Source organism: Corynebacterium sp. (genome assembly GCF_022712275.1).
Lineage (GTDB): Bacteria > Actinomycetota > Actinomycetes > Mycobacteriales > Mycobacteriaceae > Corynebacterium.
In genome coordinates this window covers 15,279-37,805 of the sequence record NZ_JALAGU010000018.1, presented here as the reverse complement: position 1 = coordinate 37,805, position 22,527 = coordinate 15,279, and the positions used below count along the sequence as shown (strand labels likewise).

General features: G+C 66.3%; 16 protein-coding genes and 2 tRNA genes. 3 read left to right on the top strand and 15 right to left on the bottom strand.

Annotated elements, in window-relative coordinates; all coding sequences use genetic code 11:
• Positions 1 to 125 precede the first annotated feature (125 nt).
• Positions 126 to 1,229, bottom strand: coding sequence for a 1,2-oxophytodienoate reductase (locus Q0A27_RS03625; protein WP_291473711.1), 1,104 nt, complete (start codon positions 1,227 to 1,229; stop codon positions 126 to 128).
• A 451-nt stretch (positions 1,230 to 1,680) separates the two neighbouring features.
• Here Q0A27_RS03625 and Q0A27_RS03620 point away from each other — a divergent pair, with 451 nt between their 5' ends.
• Positions 1,681 to 3,282: an MFS transporter gene (locus Q0A27_RS03620; RefSeq protein ID WP_291473710.1), complete on the top strand. Its 1,602-nt coding sequence runs from the start codon at positions 1,681 to 1,683 to the stop codon at positions 3,280 to 3,282.
• Here Q0A27_RS03620 and Q0A27_RS03615 read toward each other — a convergent pair whose 3' ends face one another.
• The 7 genes from Q0A27_RS03615 to Q0A27_RS03585 all read right to left on the bottom strand — a co-directional run bounded on the left by Q0A27_RS03615 (position 3,283) and on the right by Q0A27_RS03585 (position 10,229).
• Positions 3,283 to 3,984 carry an LUD domain-containing protein gene (locus tag Q0A27_RS03615; protein ID WP_291473709.1) on the bottom strand — a complete coding sequence of 234 codons (702 nt, stop codon included), beginning with the start codon at positions 3,982 to 3,984 and terminating at the stop codon, positions 3,283 to 3,285. It lies immediately after the preceding gene.
• Positions 3,977 to 5,503, bottom strand: coding sequence for a lactate utilization protein B (locus Q0A27_RS03610; RefSeq protein ID WP_291473708.1), 1,527 nt, complete (start codon positions 5,501 to 5,503; stop codon positions 3,977 to 3,979). The genes Q0A27_RS03615 and Q0A27_RS03610 overlap by 8 nt, the downstream gene beginning before the upstream one ends.
• Positions 5,500 to 6,324: a (Fe-S)-binding protein gene (locus Q0A27_RS03605; RefSeq protein ID WP_291473707.1), complete on the bottom strand. Its 825-nt coding sequence runs from the start codon at positions 6,322 to 6,324 to the stop codon at positions 5,500 to 5,502. The genes Q0A27_RS03610 and Q0A27_RS03605 overlap by 4 nt, the downstream gene beginning before the upstream one ends.
• Before the next feature lie 542 nt (positions 6,325 to 6,866).
• The gene (locus tag Q0A27_RS03600; RefSeq protein WP_291473706.1) at positions 6,867 to 7,958 is read right to left on the bottom strand and encodes an acyltransferase; all 1,092 of its coding nucleotides are present in this window, start codon (positions 7,956 to 7,958) and stop codon (positions 6,867 to 6,869) included.
• A 109-nt stretch (positions 7,959 to 8,067) separates the two neighbouring features.
• The gene (locus tag Q0A27_RS03595; RefSeq protein ID WP_291473705.1) at positions 8,068 to 8,574 is read right to left on the bottom strand and encodes a hypothetical protein; all 507 of its coding nucleotides are present in this window, start codon (positions 8,572 to 8,574) and stop codon (positions 8,068 to 8,070) included.
• Positions 8,575 to 8,643: 69 nt separating this feature from the next.
• Positions 8,644 to 9,153 carry a low molecular weight phosphatase family protein gene (locus tag Q0A27_RS03590; protein ID WP_291473704.1) on the bottom strand — a complete coding sequence of 170 codons (510 nt, stop codon included), beginning with the start codon at positions 9,151 to 9,153 and terminating at the stop codon, positions 8,644 to 8,646.
• Positions 9,150 to 10,229, bottom strand: a complete 1,080-nt coding sequence (locus tag Q0A27_RS03585; protein ID WP_291473703.1) for an acyltransferase family protein — start codon at positions 10,227 to 10,229, stop codon at positions 9,150 to 9,152. The genes Q0A27_RS03590 and Q0A27_RS03585 overlap by 4 nt, the downstream gene beginning before the upstream one ends.
• Before the next feature lie 188 nt (positions 10,230 to 10,417).
• Here Q0A27_RS03585 and Q0A27_RS03580 point away from each other — a divergent pair, with 188 nt between their 5' ends.
• Positions 10,418 to 12,673 (top strand): glycosyltransferase, encoded by a 2,256-nt coding sequence (locus tag Q0A27_RS03580; protein WP_291473702.1) that lies wholly within the window; start codon positions 10,418 to 10,420, stop codon positions 12,671 to 12,673.
• A gap of 569 nt (positions 12,674 to 13,242) precedes the next feature.
• On the opposite strand, the gene Q0A27_RS03575 is transcribed toward Q0A27_RS03580, so the two are convergent.
• The 6 genes from Q0A27_RS03575 to Q0A27_RS03550 form a co-directional block, all read right to left on the bottom strand.
• Positions 13,243 to 14,397 carry a hypothetical protein gene (locus Q0A27_RS03575; RefSeq protein WP_291473701.1) on the bottom strand — a complete coding sequence of 385 codons (1,155 nt, stop codon included), beginning with the start codon at positions 14,395 to 14,397 and terminating at the stop codon, positions 13,243 to 13,245.
• Positions 14,398 to 14,456: 59 nt separating this feature from the next.
• Complete coding sequence (locus Q0A27_RS03570) at positions 14,457 to 17,147, bottom strand: polysaccharide biosynthesis tyrosine autokinase (RefSeq protein WP_291473700.1); 2,691 nt, start codon at positions 17,145 to 17,147, stop codon at positions 14,457 to 14,459.
• Between the two features lie 12 nt (positions 17,148 to 17,159).
• Positions 17,160 to 18,257 (bottom strand): glycosyltransferase, encoded by a 1,098-nt coding sequence (locus tag Q0A27_RS03565; protein ID WP_291473699.1) that lies wholly within the window; start codon positions 18,255 to 18,257, stop codon positions 17,160 to 17,162.
• The gene (locus tag Q0A27_RS03560; protein ID WP_291473698.1) at positions 18,257 to 19,786 is read right to left on the bottom strand and encodes a sugar transferase; all 1,530 of its coding nucleotides are present in this window, start codon (positions 19,784 to 19,786) and stop codon (positions 18,257 to 18,259) included. Before Q0A27_RS03560 ends, Q0A27_RS03565 begins: the two co-directional genes overlap by 1 nt.
• A 444-nt stretch (positions 19,787 to 20,230) precedes the next feature.
• Positions 20,231 to 20,306: transfer RNA gene (locus tag Q0A27_RS03555), tRNA-Thr, on the bottom strand.
• Positions 20,307 to 20,333: 27 nt separating this feature from the next.
• Positions 20,334 to 20,404: transfer RNA gene (locus tag Q0A27_RS03550), tRNA-Gly, on the bottom strand.
• Positions 20,405 to 20,505: 101 nt separating this feature from the next.
• Here Q0A27_RS03550 and dcd point away from each other — a divergent pair.
• Positions 20,506 to 21,114, top strand: a complete 609-nt coding sequence (gene dcd, locus Q0A27_RS03545; protein ID WP_291473697.1) for a dCTP deaminase — start codon at positions 20,506 to 20,508, stop codon at positions 21,112 to 21,114.
• Positions 21,115 to 21,299: 185 nt separating this feature from the next.
• Here the strand turns inward: dcd and Q0A27_RS03540 are convergent, their stop codons facing one another.
• On the bottom strand, positions 21,300 to 22,442 hold the full coding sequence (locus Q0A27_RS03540) for a lipase family protein (protein ID WP_291473696.1): 1,143 nt from the start codon (positions 22,440 to 22,442) through the stop codon (positions 21,300 to 21,302).
• Positions 22,443 to 22,527 lie beyond the last annotated feature (85 nt).

Here is a 22,527-nt window from a genome sequence, read left to right as displayed (position 1 = left end):
GCCCACTTCCGCCCCTCCATCCTCCGCAACGCACCCTCACCAGCAGCGAATCAGTGTATCCAACCGCCTGTGAGGGTGAGTTGCGGAGAGAGTTTGGCGTGGCCGAGAAGGGGACGCAGCGGGCGTCAGAGCGTCGGGTAGTCGGTGTACCCCTTCTCTCCGCCGAAGTAGAAGGTCTTCGTGTCCGGGGTGTTGAGCGATTCCTCGGTGTAGTCCGGCGCGGTCCAGCGGATGACGAGGTCCGGGTTGGCCAGGGCAGGGCGGGCGACAGAGGCGGCGTCGTACCCGAGCGAGAGGATGTCCAGCGCGTCCTCGCGGGTACTGGCCTGCCTGGTACCGGTGGTCCGGTTGGCGAAGACGGGGCCGTTGAACTGCTCACGGATACCGGTCGCCAGCTCACCGTCGAGGTAGGGCTGGGCCAGGTTGAGGTAGGCGATCCCGGAGCCGTCGCCCAGGGCGTTGAGTCCGTCGATCAGATGCCGGTAGGTCTCGGCGGCGACGGCGTCGTCGTCTTCGACGGCACCCTGGATCGTCATACCGGGGCTGATGCGGATGCCGAGGCGGTCGGCACCGATCTCCTCGGCGACGGTAGTGGCGACCTCGATGACGAAGCGTGCCCGGTTCTCCGGGGATCCGCCGTATTCGTCGTCCCGGACGTTGGAGTTCGGGGCGAGGAAGGAGTGCAACAGGTAGCCGTTGGCGGAGTGGAGCTCCACACCGTCGAGCCCGGCGTCGACGGCACGGCGGGCGGCGGCGGCGAAGTCCCCGCGGATCCGGTCGAGACCCTCGGCGTCGAGGGCGACGGGGGTCTCGTAGGGAAGACGGTTGCCTTCGGCATCGTGCGCCCAGCCGTGGTGGTCCACGGCGCTCGCGGAGACGACCGGCAGGCCGGTGACCTTCTCGTGGGTGTTCCAGCCGGCGTGCATGAGCTGGGCGACGATGCGTCCTCCGGCAGCATGGACGGCGTCGGCGACCGCGGCCCAGCCGGCGACCTGGTCGTCGGAGTACAGGCCCGGCTGAGTGAACATGACGCGGCCGTCGCGGGAGGGGGAGGTGCCGTCGGAGACGACGAGCCCCATGCCGGCGCGCTGCCGGAAGTACTCGACCATGAGATCGCCGGGGCGTCCTTCCAGATCAGCGCGGAGGCGACCCATGGGCGCCTGGACGATGCGGTTCGGCAGCTCGAGCCGGCCGACGGTCAGGGTGCTGTTGAAAGGCGATTCATTCATGCGGGCCACCTTACGCATGCGGGGTCGTCGGTGGGAGAGTGCGGAGGAAAACCCTGGTGTAACACGGCGGAAACGGCTGTTGTTGCTGACCCGTAACTGCCGCGCAATCCGTTGATAGTGCTCCCCCCATACATTCATGGGTGTTCGGGGCGCTGATACGGACATCCGGTCAGCCCGAACTACCACCCTCACCTCAATTCAATTTTCCTCAGGAGGAAAACCACATGGGTCTCGTTGCTGGTCTTATCGGAATTGTCGGCGATCTTCTCCACCTGCTGCTCGGCGGTCTCTGAGTCACAGCACCCCGCCAAGGGGTCCGGTAACCCCCCGCGCCTGTCCATTCCGGACGGACGCGGGGGTTCCGTCATGTCTGAGTCTGAATGGGGCTGAATATGACTTGTGTGGCCACTGTTCCACCACAACCGCGTTCCCCTTCGATACAGTGACAGGAATGAGTACCGCACCCAGCGCACGGACCGGCCGAGGAAGGCACCGGAAGGTGAAGGCGAAAGCCAGCCCCGACCGGTCAACCCGGGGCATCGTCGGCTGGAGTCTCGGCGTCTCCGCGGTCTCCACCATCATGATGACGCTGGACATCACCATCGTCCTCGTCGCCCTGCCCGCCATCCGTGAGGATCTCGGTCTCACCCTCTCCGGCTCCCAGTGGGTCATCAACGCCTACTCGCTGACCTTCGCGTCCCTCATGCTCGCCGCGGCGAGTCTCTCGGACATCATCGGACGCCGCACGATCTTCCTCATCGGACACGTCGTCTTCCTCGCCGCGTCCATCGGTTGTATCGTCACCGGATCGGAGGCCGGCCTGATCGCCTTCCGTGCTCTCCAGGGGGCCGGTGGCGCGCTGGTCTTCGGCACCGCCACCCCGCTGCTGTCGGATGCCTTCTCCCCGGACGAGTCCGCCACACGTACCAAGGCGGTCGCCGCGATGATGGGCATCGGTGGTGCGGCCAGTGCCTTCGGCCCGCTCATCGGTGGCGCGCTGGTGGAGACCGGGCAGTGGAAGTGGATCTTCGCGATCAACATCCCGATCGGCGTCATCGTCATTCTCGCGACCCTGTTCTTCGTGCCGGACCTGCACCGCCGTGATGACCCGACGCAGGAGAAGGCCCCGCGCGTCGCCCCGTTCGCCATGGTGCTGACGGTGGGTGCGCTGGTGCTGGTGAACTACGGCATCATCGACGGCGAGAACCGCGGTTGGACGGACCACGCGATCCTCGCCGCGCTCATCGCCGGCGTCCTCCTGTTCACCGCGCTCATCCTCTGGGAGATGAACAAGAAGGACGCCGCGATGGTGGACTTCCGCCTGTTCCGTATCCCCTCCTTCGCCACGGTGACCTTCAACGCCTTCGCGTCCCGCATGTTCAGCTTCGGCATGCTGCCGTTCCTGGTGCTGTGGATGTCGGGTCAGCTGGGGCTCTCCGCCCTGGAGATCGGCTACGTGGCCAGTGGTCTGGCGGTGCCGATGATCATCTTCTCGGCGGTCGGTATCCGGGCGGTGACGTGGATCCCGGTGGGGTGGGTGCAGGCCATCGGTATGGTCGTCGTCGCCGGCGGTCTGATGCTGGGGCTGCGTCTGGACACGTCCTCGGGCTGGCAGACGCTGCTGCCGATGCTCGTGGTGATGGGGGCCGGCACGGGCCTGATGCTGCCGCACGTGATGAGTCTGGCGGTGGAGGTCGTGCCGGCGTCGCGCACGGGTATGGCCAGTGGCCTGGCGAATACGGCGCTGCCGCTCGGTACGGCTTTCGGTGTGGCGGTCTACGGCGCGTACCTGGCGAACAAGGTCGGGTCGGGACTGGACGGCCTGCCGATCCCCGACCAGTTCCGGGATATCGCCCAGGAAGCGGCGGAGGCCGGTCAGTTCCGTGCGATCGCGGAGCAGTCGGAGCCGTTGGCGCAGCAGTCGCTGCAGTTCTTCCTGGACGGCCTGCACGGCATCTTCATCATCGCCGCCGTGCTGGCCCTGGTGGGTGCGCTGGCCTCCGTCGTCTTCATCCGGAAGCCGGCGGAGCGCAACCTCCCCGCCGGGGACTGACTAGCCCGCGAGCACCACGTCCAGTGTCCGCGGCCCGTGGACGCCCTGCACGCGCACCAGCTCGATGTCGACCGAGGCACTGGGTCCGGCGACCATCGTCACCGGGGAGGTGTGCAGGCCGGCGTCCGTGAGCCGGGTGACGGCCTCGGGCAGCAGTTCGACGATGTCGGCGACCTTCACCACCACGATGTGGTGGTCGGGGACCAGGGTCGTGGCGCGGCGTCCGGAGCCCGGTCCGGCGAGCAGGATGGTCCCTGATTCCGCCACCGAGCAGAAGGATGCGGTGACCACGGCGTCCACCCGGTCGAGGTCGGCCACGGCCAGCGGTGCGGTGGTTGAGTCCTGCAGAACCTCACCGCCGGCGTCCTCGAAGGAACCGAGCCAGCGCGCGTCGACGTCGGCGGGGGAGACGACGGTGTTCCCGTCTCCGCCGTGACCGCGGTCGGCGAGGTAGGACGCCACGGCGCCCGCGATCGCGGCATCGGTGTCCGCCACGCGGCGCACGGTGGCGTCGTAGTCCTCGAGCCGGTCGACGAGGAGGTCGACGAGGGCGTCTCCGGTGAGGTCGCCGCTGCGGCGGTAGTCCCGGGGGATGGCGGTGGTCTCACCGGCGGGCAGGGTGCTGTTCTCTCCCTTGCGCAGACCCAGGGACGACCGGATTCTGGCGAGCACCTCGGTGCGGGCGTCAGAGGTGTCACTCAATGTTCTTTCCCTTCTCACCGTTCTTCTCGCGGTCCTTGAACCAGCTGCGGAAGGACTGCGTCGGCGGCTGCGGCACATCGCGTGAGGAGGTCCACTTCCCGGCGACACCGGGCAGTCCCCACAGGCCGGCCTTCGGGGACAGTCGGTTCGCGATCGGCAGGCCCTTCTCGACCAGGCCCATGCGCCGGCCGTCGCTCATCATCCATTTCGCGCCGTCGAGTGCGGCGTCCAGCTGGGTGTGTGGCAGGCGGCTGTTGTGGTTGACCTCCTGGTCCTCGTTGCGCAGCCGGGTGAGCATCTCGGGGATGTTGATCTTCACCGGGCAGGCGTCGAAGCACGCACCGCAGAGGGAGGACGCGTAGGGCAGCGAACCGTTGGCGGATTCATCCACGCCGGTCAGCAGCGGGGTGAGGATCGCGCCGATGGGGCCGGGGTAGACCGAGCCGTAGGCGTGGCCTCCGGCGCGCTCGTAGACCGGGCAGACGTTCATGCAGGCGGAGCAACGGATGCAGCGCAGGGCGTCACGGCCGTGCTGGTCGGCCAGCGCCCGGGTGCGGCCGTTGTCGAGCAGGACGACATGGACGTTCTGCGGGCCGTCACCGGGGGTCACTCCGGTCCAGAAGGAGGTGTAGGGGTTCATCCGTTCGCCGGTGGAGGACCGGGGGAGCAGTTCCATGAACACCTCCAGGTCCTGGAAGGTCGGCAGCAGTTTCTCGATGCCCATGACCGTGATGAGGGTCTCGGGCAGGGTGACGCACATGCGGCCGTTGCCCTCGGACTCGACGACGGACAGGGCGCCGGTGTCGGCGATACCGAAGTTCGCGCCGGAGACGGCGACCTTCGTCTCGAGGAACTTGCGGCGCAGGTGCCTGCGGGACGCCTCGGCGAGGTGCTCGGGTTCGGAGTCGAGGTCGGGGTCGACGTCGTCCATGCCGTTGAGGAAGATCTGCCGGATCTCCTCGCGGTTACGGTGGATCGCGGGGACGAGGATGTGGCTGGGCTTGTCGCCGCCGAGCTGGACGATGAGTTCGGCGAGGTCGGTCTCAAAGGCGTCGATGCCGGCGGACTCGAGCGCTTCGTTGAGTCCGATCTCCTGGGTGGCCATGGATTTCACCTTGATGACGTCGCGGCGTCCCCGCTCATTGACCGGGGCATTCTCCTCGATGAGGCCGGTGACGATGGCGTTGGCCTCGTCGGCGTCGCGGGCCCAGTGGACGTGGCCGCCGGCTGCGGTGAAGGCCTCCTCGAACTGGAGGAGGAGTTCGGGCAGCCGGTCGATGACATCGTTCTTCGTCGCCTCGGCGGTGTCACGGAGGTCCTCCCAGTCCGGCATCTCGGCGACGCGCTGCAGACGCTTGCCGCGGATGGTGCCGGTGGCCTTGCGCAGGTTGGTGCGCATCTGGACGTTGCCGAGCTCGTGTTCGGCGACCTCGGGGAAGGGGTGGAGTTCATTGAGGTTGCCGCGGCCGGGGACGGTCGGCATGCCCAGGACGGTGGTCTTGCGGGTCGGGGTACTCATCGCAGCGCACCTCCCGTCACCGTGGCGCCGTCCTCAGGCAGCAGCAGCGGATTCTCCTTCGTGGACGCGAGGATCCGGGCGAGGTGCACGGTGGCGGGCACATGGCCCTCGCCGGGCACGAGGCGTCCGGTGCGGGAGAGGCCGCCGCCGATATGCATGAGGCAGGACGCGTCCCCGCCGGTGCATGCGGATGCGCCGGTTGACAGTACTGACTCGACCTTGTCACCGAGCATCGCGCCGGAGACCTGCGGGTTCTTCACGGAAAAGGTTCCGCCGAAGCCGCAGCACGAGTCCTCGTTGCCGATGGTGCGCAGTTCCAGGCCTTCGACGGACGCCAGCAGGTCGCGTTGCCGGTCGCCGAGACGCAGCAGCCGCATGCCGTGGCAGGACGGGTGGTAGGCGACGGAGTGCGGGAAATACGATCCGAGTTCCGCGGCGGCGTCGGTGACACTGCAGACGTCGGTGAGGAACTGGCAGAGCTCGTAGGTACGGTCCGCGATCTGGGTGGCCCGGGCTCCGAGATCCGGGTCGCCGTTGTAGTCGGCGATCATCGGGTGCTGGTGGCCGAGGGAGGCGACGCAGGAGCCGGACGGCGCGACGGCGTAGTCCCAGCTCTCGTCCTCGAAGGCGCGGACATGGTTGCGGACGACCGGGTAGGCGTCCTTGAATTTGCCGGAGTTGATGTGCATCTGGCCGCAGCAGGCCTGACGTTCGGGGAAGGTGACCGTGTGGCCGAGCCTTTCCAGGACGTTTACCGTGGCCTGCGCGACCTCCGGATACATCGCGTCGACGATGCATGTGGCGAACAGTGCGATTCTCATGGGGAGTCACCCCTTGTGTTGTGGGACAGTCAGTCACGCACCAGCGTATACCTGGTACGGAGTATTGGCCTGACCACAGGGCAGTGGGGAGCGTACGGGGAGATGAGTTCAGGCACCACCGGTGTCGAACGCCGGAAAGAGGAGGATCCGGTGTCGACATGCGCTGCAGGAGAGTGGCCGTAGGAGGAGAGGTACGGTCGTCTGAGGGGTGTATCCGGCAGCGGGCCGGTTGGTGCCTGATGGAGATAACCCCCGGGGAGTAGAGGGGTGAGCTGGAGAGGCTCGTTTTCCTCGGGGTGTGCAGTGACAATATGCAGGTCAAGTGGGGTATGGCAATCGAACCGGTCGGACCTCGGGGGGTGCCGACCGGGTACCCCAGTGGGGTACCCGGATGGCTACTTTTGCCAGTGAGGTGCAGGTGACAGGTCGTTACTGATAACGATCCGGTAACGTTTCAGCGATTTGACAATCTGTTACACGGGGGTGGGAAAGGGGCAGGTTTGCCAAAGTTATGTGAGCATATCGAGACGATGTCTGGATGGTTAACTCGCAGGTCGACCGGCTTTTCCGGAGGCTCTCCAGGCTTCGGGGCGGTGCCGTCCGGAGGGGGTGTCCACAACTCGGGGTGACCTGGTATTGGCGCCGTCGCCGGTCCACGGGGCGGTGAAGAGTCCCGGCACCGGACGCAGCACGCGCCAGATCGCCAGGGAACCGGCGATGGCGAGGGCGGTGAACAGGAGAGGAACGCCAACCGAGACAGCAGCATTCTCGGGGAGGTTCACGTCGATGCTGTAGAAGACGCCGAGCAGGGGGACATGGAGCAGGTAGATCGGCAGGGTGTGTCGGCCGAGCCGGTCCAGGTGCAGCCACGGAGTGTGGCGTGCCATAAGGCTGGCGGCGGTGATGCCCATGGCCATACCGAGAAGCGTCACGGGGATGCGGCCGATGTTGTCCAGACCGTCGAAGAGGAGATAGAGGACGCCACTGCCGAGTCCCCACAGCAGACCGAGCCCCAGCAGCCTCATGAGAGTGGCGCGGTCGGCGATCCTGGCGAGAACCGTGGGGCCCAGGGCGCCGACCTGGAAGGTGATGAAGTGGGACAGCAGAGTGGTCCAGGCCCAGGAGTTGAGCTCGATGAATCCGCACGCCACCGGGAGGGAGACGGCAGCGCCGATGAGGAACTGTGCCCGGACGGGGAGTGGGCGCATGAGTTTGACGGCGACGAAGTAGATGGCCAGGGCGTAGATGTACCAGGGGCCGACGCCGGGTTCGACGAAGAGGCGCGCCGCGTCCCCGATTCCGTAGTCGGACTCGCGCTGCCAGGGGATCACGTGGAATGCGAGGACCCAGAGGAAGGTCCACAGGACGTACAGCCAGAGGAACGGGCCCGTCCGGTTCCTCAGTTGCCAGGACCAGGGCCGGTCCACGCGCCGGAGGAAGAAGAAGCCGGACATGGCGAAGAACAGCGGCATCCGGACGGTGAGCAGCGCATCGGTGAGAGTGTCGAGCTCATCACCGGACCAGGTCTTGGCACCTGCGAGGCCTGCTGCGTGATAGAGCACGACGAGCACGATGGCCACGCCTTTGACTGTGTCTATCCAGGTAAGTCGGGCGGATGAGGAGGGGGAGGGCATGTCTGATCCTTGGCGGGAAGTGAGGGAGACAGGATGACAGAGGGAGAATGAGGAGAGAGGGAGAGGACGCGTCTTCGACCCTAACACCCTGCTGGCCGGTCACGTCGGGTCAACAGGCGCTGTCCTTCATCGCCTTGATCCATCCCGCGGTCTGGTAGAAGGACTGTTTCAGATGCACTGTCACGGCTCTTCCGGACGCCGGCCGGTTCACGGCCAGTTCCCCTCCCCAGCATCGGGAGAAGTACAGCCGGGCCCGCTCGACGTGCTCACGTCCGGTGGAGAGAACGTAGGCGGAATGCCAGTCATTCTTCGCAGCGAGCTCTGCGAAACCGCGGGCCTCTCCCCGGGTCGTCGACGGGTCCGGGGCGAAGCAGTGGACCCGGACCCCCTCCAGCGGCCCGCAGTAGCGGTCGTGCACCTCGGTGCCGGAGGACGGGTCTGAGAGGACGAGATCCGGGATGCCGAGGCGCCGGGCGGTGTCCCGAGCGGTCTGGTAGTCCTTCCACGGGATTCCACCGACCTGGACCAGGACATCGGCGTTCTCCGGAGCCTGGTCGAGCCGGGGGAAGTAGATCTTCGTCGCGGCGAACCAGCCCCAGGCCCCGACGAGTACCACCAGAACAGCGGTCAGGACGGCAAGGGGGCGGCGTCGCCGGGCAGTTGGACTGATCCGGCGCGGCACGGTTCAGACCTCGACAGGCAGGAGTTGGGCGAGTGCCGCGACGTCGGCGGCGATCACGTCGAGAACCCGGAAGTAGTCGTCGAAGGTCTGGAAGGTCACCGGATCCTCCAGTTCGCAGTTCACGGCGGGGAGTGTCCGGCGCTGTGCCGGCAGGTCGGTGAGGGACGCCAGGTTTCCGGTGCGCTGCCAGTCGGCAAGCTGACAGAGCCGGAAGGTACCGGAGATGGCTGCAGGCTGCAGGGCGAGGCATTCGTTGACGTGGTCCTGCTCGAAACCGATGATGAGGTCCGGTTCCTCGAGGATCCGACGGCTGATCCGACGGGCCGTGAAATCGTTCCCGTCGATGCCGCGGAGCCGCAGATACTCCACTGACCGGGGGTCCATGGCGTATCCGGTCAGTCCCGCGATGCCGGCGCTGGAGACGGTGTGACCGTCGCCGACCAGGTCACGCAACAGGTGTTCGGCGACCGGGGAGCGGCAGATATTGCCGGTGCAGACGAAGAGGATGTTCATTTCTTTCCCTTCTCGCCGAGCATGATGCGACCGACCATGACCGGGCCGATCCGGAAACGGCGGAGGATGACGATGCCGAGGACAGAGCCGAAGAGGCCGCCGAGGGAGAGGATGATGAACCGCGGTACGTCAGCCTCGATGCCGACGGCACCGGTAAATGCCCGGAAGAACCCGATCGCGAAGGCATGCAGCAGGAAGATCCCGGAGGAGTACCCGCCGATCCAGGCCAACGCCCGCGACTGCAGGGACCAGCCGAGGAAGGCGACGGGGAAGACGATGCCCAGTGCGATACCGACCACACTGTGGCGCGAGTCGAACTCCGGAAGTTGGCCGTTCAGCGACAGCTGTACCGCGACGATCAGGGCGATGAGCGCAGTCGTCCAACACAGGGCCGCCGGGACGGACCGTGGAAGCAGTCGGAACCGGTGGATGCCGACACCGGCGAGGAAGAAGGGGAACAGGGTCAGTGCCTGGCCCAGCTGGAGAATCCGGAATCCGGTGGTGTCCTGCAGGATAACGATGGTCGAGACCGCGAGGAACACGCCACCGAAGACCCACGGGCTACGCAGTAGACCGTAGGAGTCTGCGAGCGCGACAACTGCGAACATCCAGAAGGTGGTGAGCAGGAACCAGTACGGACTGAGTGACGTCAGCAGCCAGTTCAGAGGTTCGAAGTCCCGAGCGCCGTTGACGTCCGGGGCGACCATCTGTGTTATTCCGAGCAACGGCACGAAGATCACGTAAGGTACCAGCAATCGACGGGCCTTCCTGGTCATGAAATCCCGGTACTTCGACGGGGCTGCGAGCGGTCGCCAGGCGTAGACCAGGCCGGACAGCAGGGTGAACAGCGGCATGCGCAGGTATTCCACCGAATCGGTGTAGTACCGCCAGGCGCTGTCGTCGGAGACCCGGATGCCGTCAAGCGATGTGTCGCCGATGACATGGAAAGTGACCAGCAGAATGCAGGCGAGACCTCGGAGGGTGTCGACCGGGACATTGCGGGTCGTGGGTTTGTGGTGCCGACCGGGCGTCGTTGTCGCCGACGCCGGGGCAAGGGTCGTCTGATCGGACGTCATGAGGGTTCGTCCTGGGAGGTGTGAGGGGACAGGAACAACAGGGAGAGGGGGAACACAGAGAGAAGGAGAGAGCGGAGAGAAGAGGAGAACGGAGAGGTTCTGCCGTTCATGCTAGCCCCGGCTCCGGGGTGCGGCAATGTGAGCATGCGGCAGTGCGGTACCGGCAACGGGGCCGTACAGTGACAGGCATGTCCAACGACAGGTCCCTCACCCTGTCGCCTGACGCACGGACCCTCTGGGTCCACTGGGGTCGCACCGGTGGTGGCCCCCGTTTCCTCGCCGACCTTGTCGACGGGGATCTTGCTGCAGGCGACCTGCCCACCCGTACCGACAAGATCTTCCTCTCCTGGAACCCGGACGCCGAGATCGCCCCTCGGCTCGCGGAGACCGGAACCCGCTGCGCCGGAGATTTCCCGTTGCGTACCTACACCTCAACCCTCGGTGTGATCCTCGGTGTCCCCCGGCTGCTGTGGAATTCACTGCGGCTGCGTCGCTGGCTCCGGGCACAGAAGATCGACCGTGTCGTCTGTGTGATGGAGAGTGTCTACCAGTCCCTCGCACTTCCTGTGCTCACCCCACGGGATATCGAGTACGTCGCCTGCATCCATGACGCGACCATCCACCCTGGCGAAGAGAACATCCTCCAGATCCTCGGTAAGCGCAATGAACTGCGCCGTGCCGACCGGATCGTCACCTTCTCCGACTCCGTGACCCGGGCGCTCTCTGACAGGGTCGGTGTTCCGGTCGCCACCGGTTCCCACCCGCCCTTCGATCTGCAGGACGCTGCCACGGAACCACGCGAGATCCCCGATGTCCCGGTGATCGGACTGTTCGGCCGACTGCAGGCGTACAAGGGCATCGACATCGCACTGGCGGCGGCCAGGATCCTCCGGGACCGTGGCGTCCCGCCGTTCGAACTCCGGATCACCGGCAGCGGCCCCGAGGAGCGGCTCCGTGAGACCGACCTCGGTACCGAGGCTGTCTGGGACACCCGGTGGATCCCCGAGGACGAGGTCACCGACGTCGTCCGGGGCATGGACATCATGTTGCTGCCGTACACCGAGGCCAGCCAGTCCGGACCGGTGACCCTCGCGCTGGCGCATGCCGTGCCCTGCGTCGGAACACCGGTCGGCGCGATACCGGAACAGCTCGAGGGCTTCGGTGCGGTCTCTGACGACACGACTCCTGAGGCCGTGGCGGACGCTCTGGAGCCGCTGCTCACCGATCCTGACCTCTACCGTGGGTTGTCCGTCGGTGCTGTCCGCCGTGTCGCCGAACAACCGGACTGGTCGGATCTCGCGGCCCTGGTGCGGGCCGGGGACACGATGGAGGACACGGCGTCCCCGGTGTCCCGGGTATCCCCGGTCGACCGGGTGAAATGGCTGGGGCAGCGGTTGTTCGGGCAGGTCAACGTACATATGCCGCTCCCTGCTGCCCCGTCGTCGGGTGCCGGCCGTACCCGGGTGATCCTCCCTGCCCCGCACGGGTCCTTCGGTGATGAGGCGATGGGTGTCGTCGCCGCGCAGATGTATCCCGACACCGACCTGGTCGTTCCCGGTGACCCCGCCCCTTGGAGGTCACTGGTCCCGGGCTCCGTCGGAGTTCTCGCACTGGGCGATCTGACGGTCGGTCCGGGGATGACCCCGACGCGCAGGACAGTTGATGCGCTGGCCGATGGTCCTGTGGTCGTCATCGGTGCGGACACCCTCGCCGGTGACTATGAACTCTCCCTGCTGGGGACACGGATCCGGCTGCTCAACGCGGCGGTTTCCGCCGGGCACCCGGCATCTCTGGTGAACTTCAGTCTGCCGGAGAGAATTCACCCTGATGCCCGACGGATCCTGCGTCAACTCGACGATCGCGTCACTGTGCAGGCCCGGGACGCCGTCTCTGCGCGCCGGGCAGAGGACGTGTTCGACAGGGAGGTCTCCTGTGCCCCGGACATCGCGGCGGAACTGGAACCTGCGGGGGAGGCGGGCGGTGGTTCCCCTGTGGTGTTCGTTCCGAACGCCCATCTGGGCGGCATGTACGGCGTCACCACGGAGCAGTTGGTCGACCTCTGGAGGAATATCGGACTTCAGTTGGGACAGCCGGTGGATATTGTCGTCCACGACATCCGGGAGGAGGTCGGTGATCTCGAACTGGGACGCAGGACTGCGGCCGCGCTCGGGGAGGCGGGGATCCCGGCGACAGTGACCGTCCCGGCGACGGCAGCGGAGGCGAAGGACGCTATCAGCGGAGCCCGGGTCTGTGTCTCTGCCCGGATGCACGCCTGTGTGGCAGCACTGAGCAGCGGAGTGCCCACGGTCGGTATCGGTTACGTGGGGAAGTTTGCCGGCCAGTTCGCCTGGTACGGGGATCTCGGTGCTGTGCTCGAGTACCGGCCGGATCTGACCGCGGCAGAAATCGTGAGCCTGATAGCGCAGGAGGACCGGGCGGTCTGAGTGGTCGACGGGATTCGGTTCAGCGTGCGTCAAGCTCGTCCGTGAACATTCTGGAGGCTGCTTCGTAGACCGCTTCGGCGGTGGGGGACCAGTTTTCCTGTCCTCCGCTACCACGGCGTTGAAACTGCTGACGGACATGCGTTCCTCTTCGGACCACGGCGGTTCTTTCTGCTGCAACTGTGTGGGTTGACACATGATGCGGTCAACCTCTGAGTCTCCACTGTGTAAGCAGGCGTCGCGCCGCGCGGATCCCCGTCTGCTGACGTTTCTCCGACGGGTCGGGCTCTTCGGTTCCCGTGAAAGGTGCAGAACACCCGGAGCAACGCTCTGAGATCGCGCAATCGTGCCGGCTACCGGACTGATACCCCGGGCGTCCACAGTGAACGTCTGATCCTGAAATCGTAGAGGTCGTCCCCGAGTGCCCTGTCCCATCCGATCCTGCAGGTGTCGATCCCGATCGCCGCCACAGGAACTGCACGGTCGACCCCGCCCTGATCACGAACGGTGACTGTCCACGGCGTTTCCCCGATGTCCCCGTGCGATGGAGGTTGCAGGAGAGCTTCCTGGGGCTACCGGGCTTCTCCGCGCACCGGGCGCAGCGCCACACAGAGAAACGCCACGGACGCGAGGGTCTGCACCACCACGGTTCCGGTGAGAAGTGCGGTCCCTGAGGTGAGCAGGAGACCGAGCAGCAGCACCAGGCGACCGGAAGACCAGGCGAGGAACGCGTGGTCGAAGCCCTTCATCAGGGGGATTTTCACCGACAGGTTCGTGGCCAGGGACATCGTGCAGTACACCGCGGTGAGGGCGAGGACGCCGACTGTCAGTGCCTCGTCATCATGGAGGGCGAAGAGCAGGGCACCGGCCTGGATTGCGGCACACAGGACGCCGAGGACGAGACCACCGATGGCGCACATCCTGCACCACCTGGCCGTCGTCGCCGCGTCACCGTTCCTGATCGCCGCAGCAATACGGGCCTCCAGTCCGGGGGCGATCACCTGCTGTGCCAGAGTGCCGAAGCCACCGGTCAGACGCACCACAACTGCCCAGATTTCCTGGTACTGGCCGAGGAACGGGGTAATGAACCCCTGGATCTGGAAGCCGCACTCCGACAGGAAGGTGGCTCCGGTCGCCCGCCCGGCCCCTGCGAGGTAGAAACGGTGCTCACGGTTCAGCATGCGTGGCAGATCGCTGACTGTGGGAGGAAGTATCCGGTTCTGCGTCCGTGCGAGGATCAGCACGGTGCCGACCAGTGGATTCGCTGCCGCGGCGACGATCAGACCGGCCTGGAACGGGACAACGAAGACCACCAGTGAGGTGATGACGATGTTGGTGACGCCGAAGGCGAGTCGTGCGGTGGAGTAGACGTCCATCCGCTGTTCGCGCGTCGCCACGGCCACTGCCATGAGATACAGCCCGTTGGTGACCACGAGCAGCCCGGTCCACAAGGCGACGTCGCGCACCGGAGCAGCAGTCGCCCCGACCAACAGACAGAGCAGAGTTGTCACCGACAGCGATGCTGCTGATACCGCTGTCGCGGTCCGGGTCCGTTCCCCCGGCACCGTCAGGTAGCGGCTGTGGAAGCCGAGGATCGAGGTCCGGGACAGGACGGTCGCCAGGGCCAGGGGAAGCATGAGGTAGGCGAGTTGACCGGTTTCTCCGCCGACGATCGGCAGGAGCATCGCCAGGAAGTTCAGGCCCTGGCCGAACAGGGCTCCACCCATGTTCCACACACGGGAAAAGACCCGGCCGAATCGGCCGGGTCTACGGTGCTGGGCGGCGCTCAGTTCTCCACCTCGGCCCGTTCCGGTGTTCCCTCGGGGATGTCGTCCATGCGATGGGCGGTGGTCCGGACCGAATCGGATTCCGGGGTGGATTCAGGGGACACCGGTGCCTCACCGGAGGTGACGGCCTGGGTCGTGTGTCCTGTCGCGCCGTAGCCGTAGCCGTAGCGGTAGTATCCCTTGCCCTTCGCCGCCGGCGTCAGCGTCACAACGGCACCGAGGACACGTGCATTGACGGCGTCGAGCCCGTCAGCGGTCGCAGTGAGTTGGTCGGAGGTGGTTCGGTTGTGGCGGACAGCGAGAATGACACCGTCGGCGGACGCGGCGACGAGCGCACCATCGGTGACCGGCAGTGTCGGGGAGGCATCGATGATGACGTGGTCGAAGTGGGCGGCCAGGGTGGCGAGTACCTCCCCGAACCGTCGCGAACCCAGCAGCTCGGCCGGGTTCGGCGGGATCGGACCCGAGGTGATCACGCTGAGGCCGTCGACGGCGGTCAACTGGATCACGTCATCAACTCCGGCGGACCCGGAGAGGGTGGTGGACAGGCCGACCGCGGACTGCAGGTTACCGCCGGCGTAGTCGGCGATGCTCGGATTGCGCAGATCGCCGTCGACCAGGCAGACATTCTCGCCGTCATCGGCCAGCGCCAGCGCCAGGTTCATCGCCAGCGTCGATTTTCCTTCACCGGACATACCGCTGGTGACGGCGAGGACGGTCGGGGCGTTGTCGACGTCGAGGAAGCGCAGGTTGGTGCGCAGCTCGCGGAACTGTTCGGCAGCGGGGGTCGGGGCGGCCGTGAAGTCGATGGTGTGGTGCTCGGCGAGAGCTTCGGTCGTGCCGATGGTGCCCACGACCGGGGCATCGACGATCTCGCGGACCTCGTCGCTGCCGCTGATGCGACGGTCGGTGAGACCGCGGATCACGGCGGCGACCGCACCGATGACCAGTCCGACCACCAGGCCGAGGATGATGTTGAGCATGGTATTCGGTGAGGAAGGCGAATCCGGGACTTCCGCGTCATTGAGCACGGCAAGCTGCGGAGCGCCGGACTGGCCGTTCGGGGAAGTCTGTGTGTTGAGGTCGTGGACCATCGCCTGAAGCTGTGCTGCGGCGGAGTTCGCCACGTCGCTGGAGAACCGGGCGTCGTCCGAGGCAACGCTGAGGTCCAGGATGACGGTGTCCTTGTGGGCGCCGGCGCTGATCATCGAGGCGACCTCGCCCGCGGTCTTGTCGAGGTTCAGGTCATCGACGACCCGCTGACCGAGCGCCCGGCCGGTCGCCATCTCGGCGTAGGACCCGACCTGTTTCTGGCTGAGCATCGCGCCGTTGTAGGCGTCAGCGGATCCACCGGAGGATGCGGTGCCGACGTAGAGCTGCGAGGTAGCGGTGTACTCCTTGGTCATCACCGCGGAGATGCCCCAGCCGACGAGTCCACCGACGATGAGGCCGACGACCAGCATCCACCACCACCGGCGGAGGTGTCCGAGGTAGTCGGCGAGCACATTGCGTGCGGTGGCGCCGTCGGTGCGGTCAGTGGTTCTGGCGGTCATGAGGTTCCTAACTGATCGTGGGGGCGTGATGGATGGGGACGTCTGGTCTGGAGGTGGAGAGCCCGGTGGCGCCGCTCCGGTCTGTTCCGACAGAGCTACGGCTCCGACGATGAACGGGATGACCGGTGTGGCGTGCCGTAAGGCGGAGCCCCAGTCCGGTTCGAAGAGCCCCTGGACGACGAGGAAAGCCAGTGGCAGGGCGATGAACCGTCCCAGCATCGGGGTACTGCGGCCGGCGACGGTCGCCGCACGCACCGCGCTGATCCAGATCACGGCGAACAGAACGCCGATGAACAGGTAGTACGGCGAGAGCTTCAGCAGCATCGGCAGTGGGGCGATGAAGAAGAGTGAGGTCAGGGTGGAGTTCAGGACTCCTCCGACCGGCTCCGGTGCCTCGATGAATCGGGTGATCAGAGAGCCGGTGTTCGCCTGACGGGCGGCGGTGTCGTTGACGTCTCCGCGGAAACTGTCCGCAGGAACGCCCTGTGTCACCCACATCGCCAGTCCGGTGAGCACCGAGAACAGGATGATCATCCACACCACGCGGCCGACCGTGCGCCCGTCGCGGCGGGAGAGCAGGAACCGGAAGACCACGTAGACGGCGGCGACGATGAGCCAGTAGGAGCGGAACTCGGCACCCAGCACAATGAGCGTGCCGATGACCAGCAGTTCACCGAGCCAGTTCACCGGCATCAGCACCACGGCCAGCATCGCCAGGGAGATGATGATCTCCTTGGTGTACGCGGCCTGGTAGATGCCGATCGTCAGCGGTGTGATGAACGCCAGTGCCAGGGACAGTCGTCCGCGGTGGACGCCCCCGACACGGATCAGGACGACCGCGAGAACTGTCGCACCGACCACCGCGCCGAGGACACCGGCGGCGGTCGGGGAGTCCGACAGTCCGATCCGGATGTAGAAGTCGGCGATGACGGAGTACGAGCCGTAGCCCAGCTCGACGGCGTCGAACGGCGAGGTCATGATCGACTGGATCGTCTTGGCGTCGCCGCCGAAACCACCGAACCTACCGGTCAGTGCCGGGCGGACGACCAGCCCGACGGTCACGGCGATCGCGCCGAGCACGACCGAGAGCACCAGCGGAGAGGATGCTGCTCCACTGGTGCGTCTGGGATCCGTCACTGATCCTGGCATTTACACGGTCACCTGTTCCTTCGGTAGGCCGACGGCGAGGCGGTAGGCCTCGGTGAGTCGGTCGCGCTGACGGTCGGGGGTGTGGGCACGGTCAAGACTGTCCCAGCGGGCCGGGTCGGTCCCCTCACCGAGAATGGTGAGGGCCTTCTCCGCAGCCTCCTGAGGTGTGCCGAAGCGGGCGGTGGCGGGGCATTCCTGCAGGGCGGGGATGTCACGCACGAGCAGGGGGACGCCGATCCGGCGCACCTCGAGAACCGCCATCGGGAAGCCGTCCCACCGTGCGGTGTGGATGACCAGGGACAGCTCCGAGATGCGGTGGCGCAGCTCTTCGCCGGACAGCCATCCGGTGACCTCGATGCCGGCGTCGGTGAGCAGATCGGTGAGGGCGGCGTCCTTGCCGTCGCCGTCTCCGATCCACGTGAAACGCACATCGGGGCGGGACGCCCGGATCCGCTTCGCGGTCTCGACGAAGAACGCCGGGTCGCGCTGCGGCGTGACCCGGGAGACGACGCCCACGGTCGGTGGCTCGGTCGGTGCCCAACTGTCCGGGATTGCCGGATGGTCGTCGAGCAGCACGTTCGGCACGACAATCACCGGGACGCCCGGGGCGAACCGGTTGCCGAGACCGACCATGAGCTCGCCTTCCCGGTCGGCGCAGGGGACGCCGACGGAGGTCAGCGGGTAGAGGACCCTCTCCATGCCCCGGAACAGGGACCTCTTCCAGCCGGGGATGTCCGCCCGTTCGAAGGCGAAGCTGTGCGGGGTGTAGAGAACCGGACGGGCGTGACCGCCCGGTAGCACCCGGTCGAGAGCTGCCGCGGTACGCGCGTAGGCTCCGGCGAAACTGGAGTGGGCGTGGACGATATCCGGTCGGTAGCGCCGGACAGCGTCCCGCACGGACCGTACCGCCGCGACAGGGGACGCGGGCAGTCCGAGGTCGGTGACGAAGACGCCGGGCGTGCGCTGGACCGGGGCATCCGACCCCCGGGCGTTGTTCGCGAGCAGCAGATGGTCGTGCTCCGGGGTCAGTCGTGCGTACTGGTCGACCGCGGTGGCGACGCCGCCGTGGAAGCAGTCGGTGACATGGAGGATGCGCATCAGTACGCACCCCGGGACAGGGCGACGGCACGGAAGGTCCGGGCGACGGTCTTCACGTCGAGGGACAGGGACCAGTTGTCGACGTAGTAGAGGTCGAGCTGTTCGGCCTGCTGCGGGGTCAGATCGGACCTGCCGGAGACCTGCCACAGGCCGGTGATGCCCGGTCGGACCTCCATGCGCATCCGCATGTCGGAGCTGAAGGCGTCCACCTCGTGGCTGAGGTGGGGGCGGGGCCCCACGACGCTCATCGTGCCGAGCAGGGAATTGATGAACTGGGGCAGCTCGTCGATGCTGGTCTTCCGGATGAACTTTCCGACCTTCGTTATGCGGGGGTCGTCCTTCATCTTGAACAGCCCCTCGGCGCCGACCTCGTCGCGGAGCTTCTGGAGCCGATCGTCGGCATCGGTGTGCATGCTGCGGAACTTGAAGATCCGGAAGGACTGCCCGTGGTAGCCGACCCGCTCGCTGATGTAGAACACGGGGCCGCGGTCCTCGATCTTGATCGCCAGCGCGGTGAACAGCATGATCGGGGAGATCAGGACCAGTGCGACAGCGGAGACGATGATGTCGAAGGCTCGCTTGGCCAGCCCGTTGGCGGCGCTGAACCGGGGGCGGTCGACATACAGGGCATGCCGGGGGCCGAAGGGGACGACGTCGAGGCGGGTACCGCTGATGCCCTCGAGCATCGGGTCGAGGTAGAGACGCATGTTGAGCTTGTTGAGCTGCCAGGACATCCGTCGCAGATTCCGGTGGCCGAATTCGCTGATTGAGGCGACCCAGACGGCGTCGCAGTCATAGGATGCGGCGGTCTGGATGAAGTCCTCGGTGGTCAGGACACTCATGCAGACGGAGTCCACCGGCACCGGTCCTGCATCGAGGAGGTGGTGGCGGTTCTCCGGGTCGGTCAGCAGGATGCCGTGGATGAGGGTGCCGGCCTCCTGGATGTCATGGAAGGACCGCAGGAGACGGTTGATGTCCCGGACCTGACCGATCGCGAGGAAGTTGTGCTGCAGTTCGGCGAGGTAGCGCTTGGTGACGCGGAGGCAGACCATGCGGGAGACCATCAGCAGGAACAGGCCGACCGGCAGTCCGAAGAGGGCGAAGTGGCGGAACAGGGAGTAGCTGGACACCGCGTCCACCATGGCGAGCACGGCGGCGAAGACGAGACTGCCCTTGATGACGTTCTCCCGGCCGATACGGGGGAACGTCCGGGCCTGGTGGCTGTACCCGTGGGTGAAGGCGATCGCGCTGAGCCAGAAGGTGATGACACCGACGGACAGCAGCAGGTTGCGCTCGGAGAAGAAATGGTCGGCGACGAGGCCGACGCTGGGTGCCCAGGTGTATATGGAGAGCAGGTCGGCGATGACGGTCGCGGTGACGATCGCGATCAGGTCACCGGCGACATAGAGCCAGGTGCGCTGTGCATGACGGAACCGGCGGGTGTCGCGGTTTCGGGTGATCCGACGCGAGGACGGTTCGGCGGTGACCGACGGTGTTCCGGGGGCCACAGTGGAGGTGTGGAGAACCATGGGAGAGTCGTTTCTTGTGGGCCGGCCGGTGAGGGGGGTGAGAGGGGTGGCCGGGGTATGGAGAGGTGAGGGAACGCGAGGGAAAGTGAGGGGAAGAGTCGGGGAGTGGGGGTGAAGGAGATCGTGAGGGTGGAAGAGTTGACGGGTCGAGCCTAACGCCTCAACCGGTCACCGCGTTCTCTGACTGTGACAACTGAGTTCTGCCGTGCTCCATGAGCAGGGGAAATCGCCGTGGAAGAAAACTGGCGGTGCCGCACTTTGTCGCCATGACCTGCCGTTACAGTCTCCGTTGTGATATTTGTCACTCGCAGGGACGGCAGATTTCCCCTGTGTGTCCACCATGCGTCCGACAGTTGTGTCGGCAGGTGTTTCCCTCGGTCCCTGCCGCCGATGCACAGCAGCCCGGTGCACCGTCACTACAGTGCGCCGGGCGGCGGAGAGAAATGGAGCCCCCTAGCAGAATCGAACTGCTGACCTTTTCCTTACCATGGAAACGCTCTACCGACTGAGCTAAGGGGGCGTGCGGAAAGCACTGTAGCATCCGCTGAGCCGATGACGGGAATCGAACCCGCGCCGTCTGCTTGGGAAGCAGAAGTTCTACCATTGAACTACATCGGCAGTAGGCCGGACCCGCGGCGTTCGCCGCGGTCCAGCCGACGGTCAGTACTCTAACACAGGCGCTCGACCCCTTGTGCAACCCGCTGGGTTACTCTGGTCACGTGCTTCTTTCCGACCGCGACATACGCTCCGCCATCGACGACGGGGCACTGTCCCTCGACCCCTTCGACCCGGCGATGGTCCAACCGTCCAGCATTGACGTGCGCCTCGACCGGTACTTCCGGGTGTTCAACAACTCGAAGTACACCCATATCGACCCGAAGCTCCCGCAGGAGGAACTGACCACTCTCGTGGAGGTCGGCGACCACCTCGGTGAGAACGGTGTCCCGCTGGCGGAGGGGGATATCGCGGAGGACGCCTTCATCCTCCACCCGGGTGAGTTCGTCCTCGGCTCGGTCCTGGAGTACGTCACGGTCCCGGACAACCTCGCCGCCCGACTGGAGGGCAAGTCCTCCCTCGGGCGCCTCGGACTGCTGACCCACTCCACCGCCGGTTTCATCGACCCCGGCTTCACCGGTCACATCACCCTGGAACTGTCGAACACGGCGAACCTGCCGATCGCACTGTATCCCGGCATGAAGATAGGGCAGCTCGCCGTCTTCAATCTCTCCAGCCCAGCGGACAACCCCTACGGATCCGGTCCGCTGGGGTCGAAGTACCAGGGGCAGCGCGGGCCGACGGCCTCGAAGGCCTACCTCAACTTCCGGTAACTTCCGGCAGACACAGATCACCCCCGTCGAGCGGATGCTCGGCGGGGGTTCTCTGCTGACGTTTCAAGAGGAGAATGCTCAGCTGCCGTATACGGTTCCTTTCCGTCTGTCCCTGTACCGATGAGTGTCAATCTACGGTCCCTGTCTTGGAGGACCCTGGCAACGCCCTGCAGTGTCTATGGGGATCAGATACGGGCCTTCGCAAAGGCCACGGCGTCCGCCAGACCGTCGGTCCAGCCGGCATGACCGGCCGGGTCGTGGTCGACCCGGTAGGTGACGTCCATGCCGTTGCCGCGGGCGGAGTTCACCAGACGGTCAGTGAACGGCGCCGGGCTCACGAGGTCGAACTGCTGCTGGTAGATGAACACCGGTGCGTCCCATCCACGGTCCGGTACGGCCAGGTGCTCCCGCAGTGCGGCGAGGAAGTCGCCGGACGCCAGCGGCCTGGTCACCATGTCGCCGACCGGCAGTCCGGCGACAGCATCCGACATCTCGAAGTAGTCGGCCTCTTCCGCCAGGTCGACGATCTCCCGGCCTTTGTCGGAGAGGTAGTCATCCAGCGGGAAGTCCGGACGGGCGGCGCGGAATCCCGCGAGCACATAGCTGACGTAGGTCTGCAGGTCAGGCTGGCTCAACGGCACGCCCGGGGCGATCGTCGCCATCTCGTCGGCGATTCCGGCCGGGACGCCGCCGGCGGTCGCAGCCGCAAGGTGCAGTTCGGGTGCATATTCGGCGGCCATCCCCGCCGCGGCGATGGAGGCGTGACCGCCCTGGGAGTAACCGTTGGTGACCCACGTGGTACTGAGCTGGTCGGACAGGGCACGGGATGCCCGGACGATGTCGATCATCGCCGCGCCCTCGCTGTGGGTGTTGAGGTAGGGGTGGACGCCGTCGGTGCCGAGACCGACGTACTCGGGTGCAGCGACCGCGAAACCGGCGTCCAGCCACTCGGCGAGGTACTGGTCGCCGCTGTTGTCCTCACCCACCCAACCGGTCCAGCTGACGTTCCTGTCACCGAGGCCCTGGGTGCCGTGGCCGTAGACCAGCACCGGCCAACCGCCCTCGGGTGCCTCGCCCTGCGGCAGGTACAGCGTCCCCAGGCTGCTGGCCGTCTGCCCCTGCGGGCCGTCCGTCTCGTACTCGAAGTGCCAGCCGCCGGAGGAGCGGGTGAGAACCAGGTCATCCGGAAGAGCGGAGCTGGTGAGGACCGCGCCTCGGGTGGATGCGGGCGCCGCAGCGGCGGCGACGGGCGCGGCCGTGCCGGTGACGAGCGTGGCGACGACGACTGCGGCCAGCGTCGTCGGGCGGGTGTCCGGGAAACGTCTCATGTCGGGAAGGATAACCTCACACCCGCGCAAAACCGCTGTTTCTCCGTCAATGTCGGAGAAAATTGCGCGGAACGGTCAGTCGCTG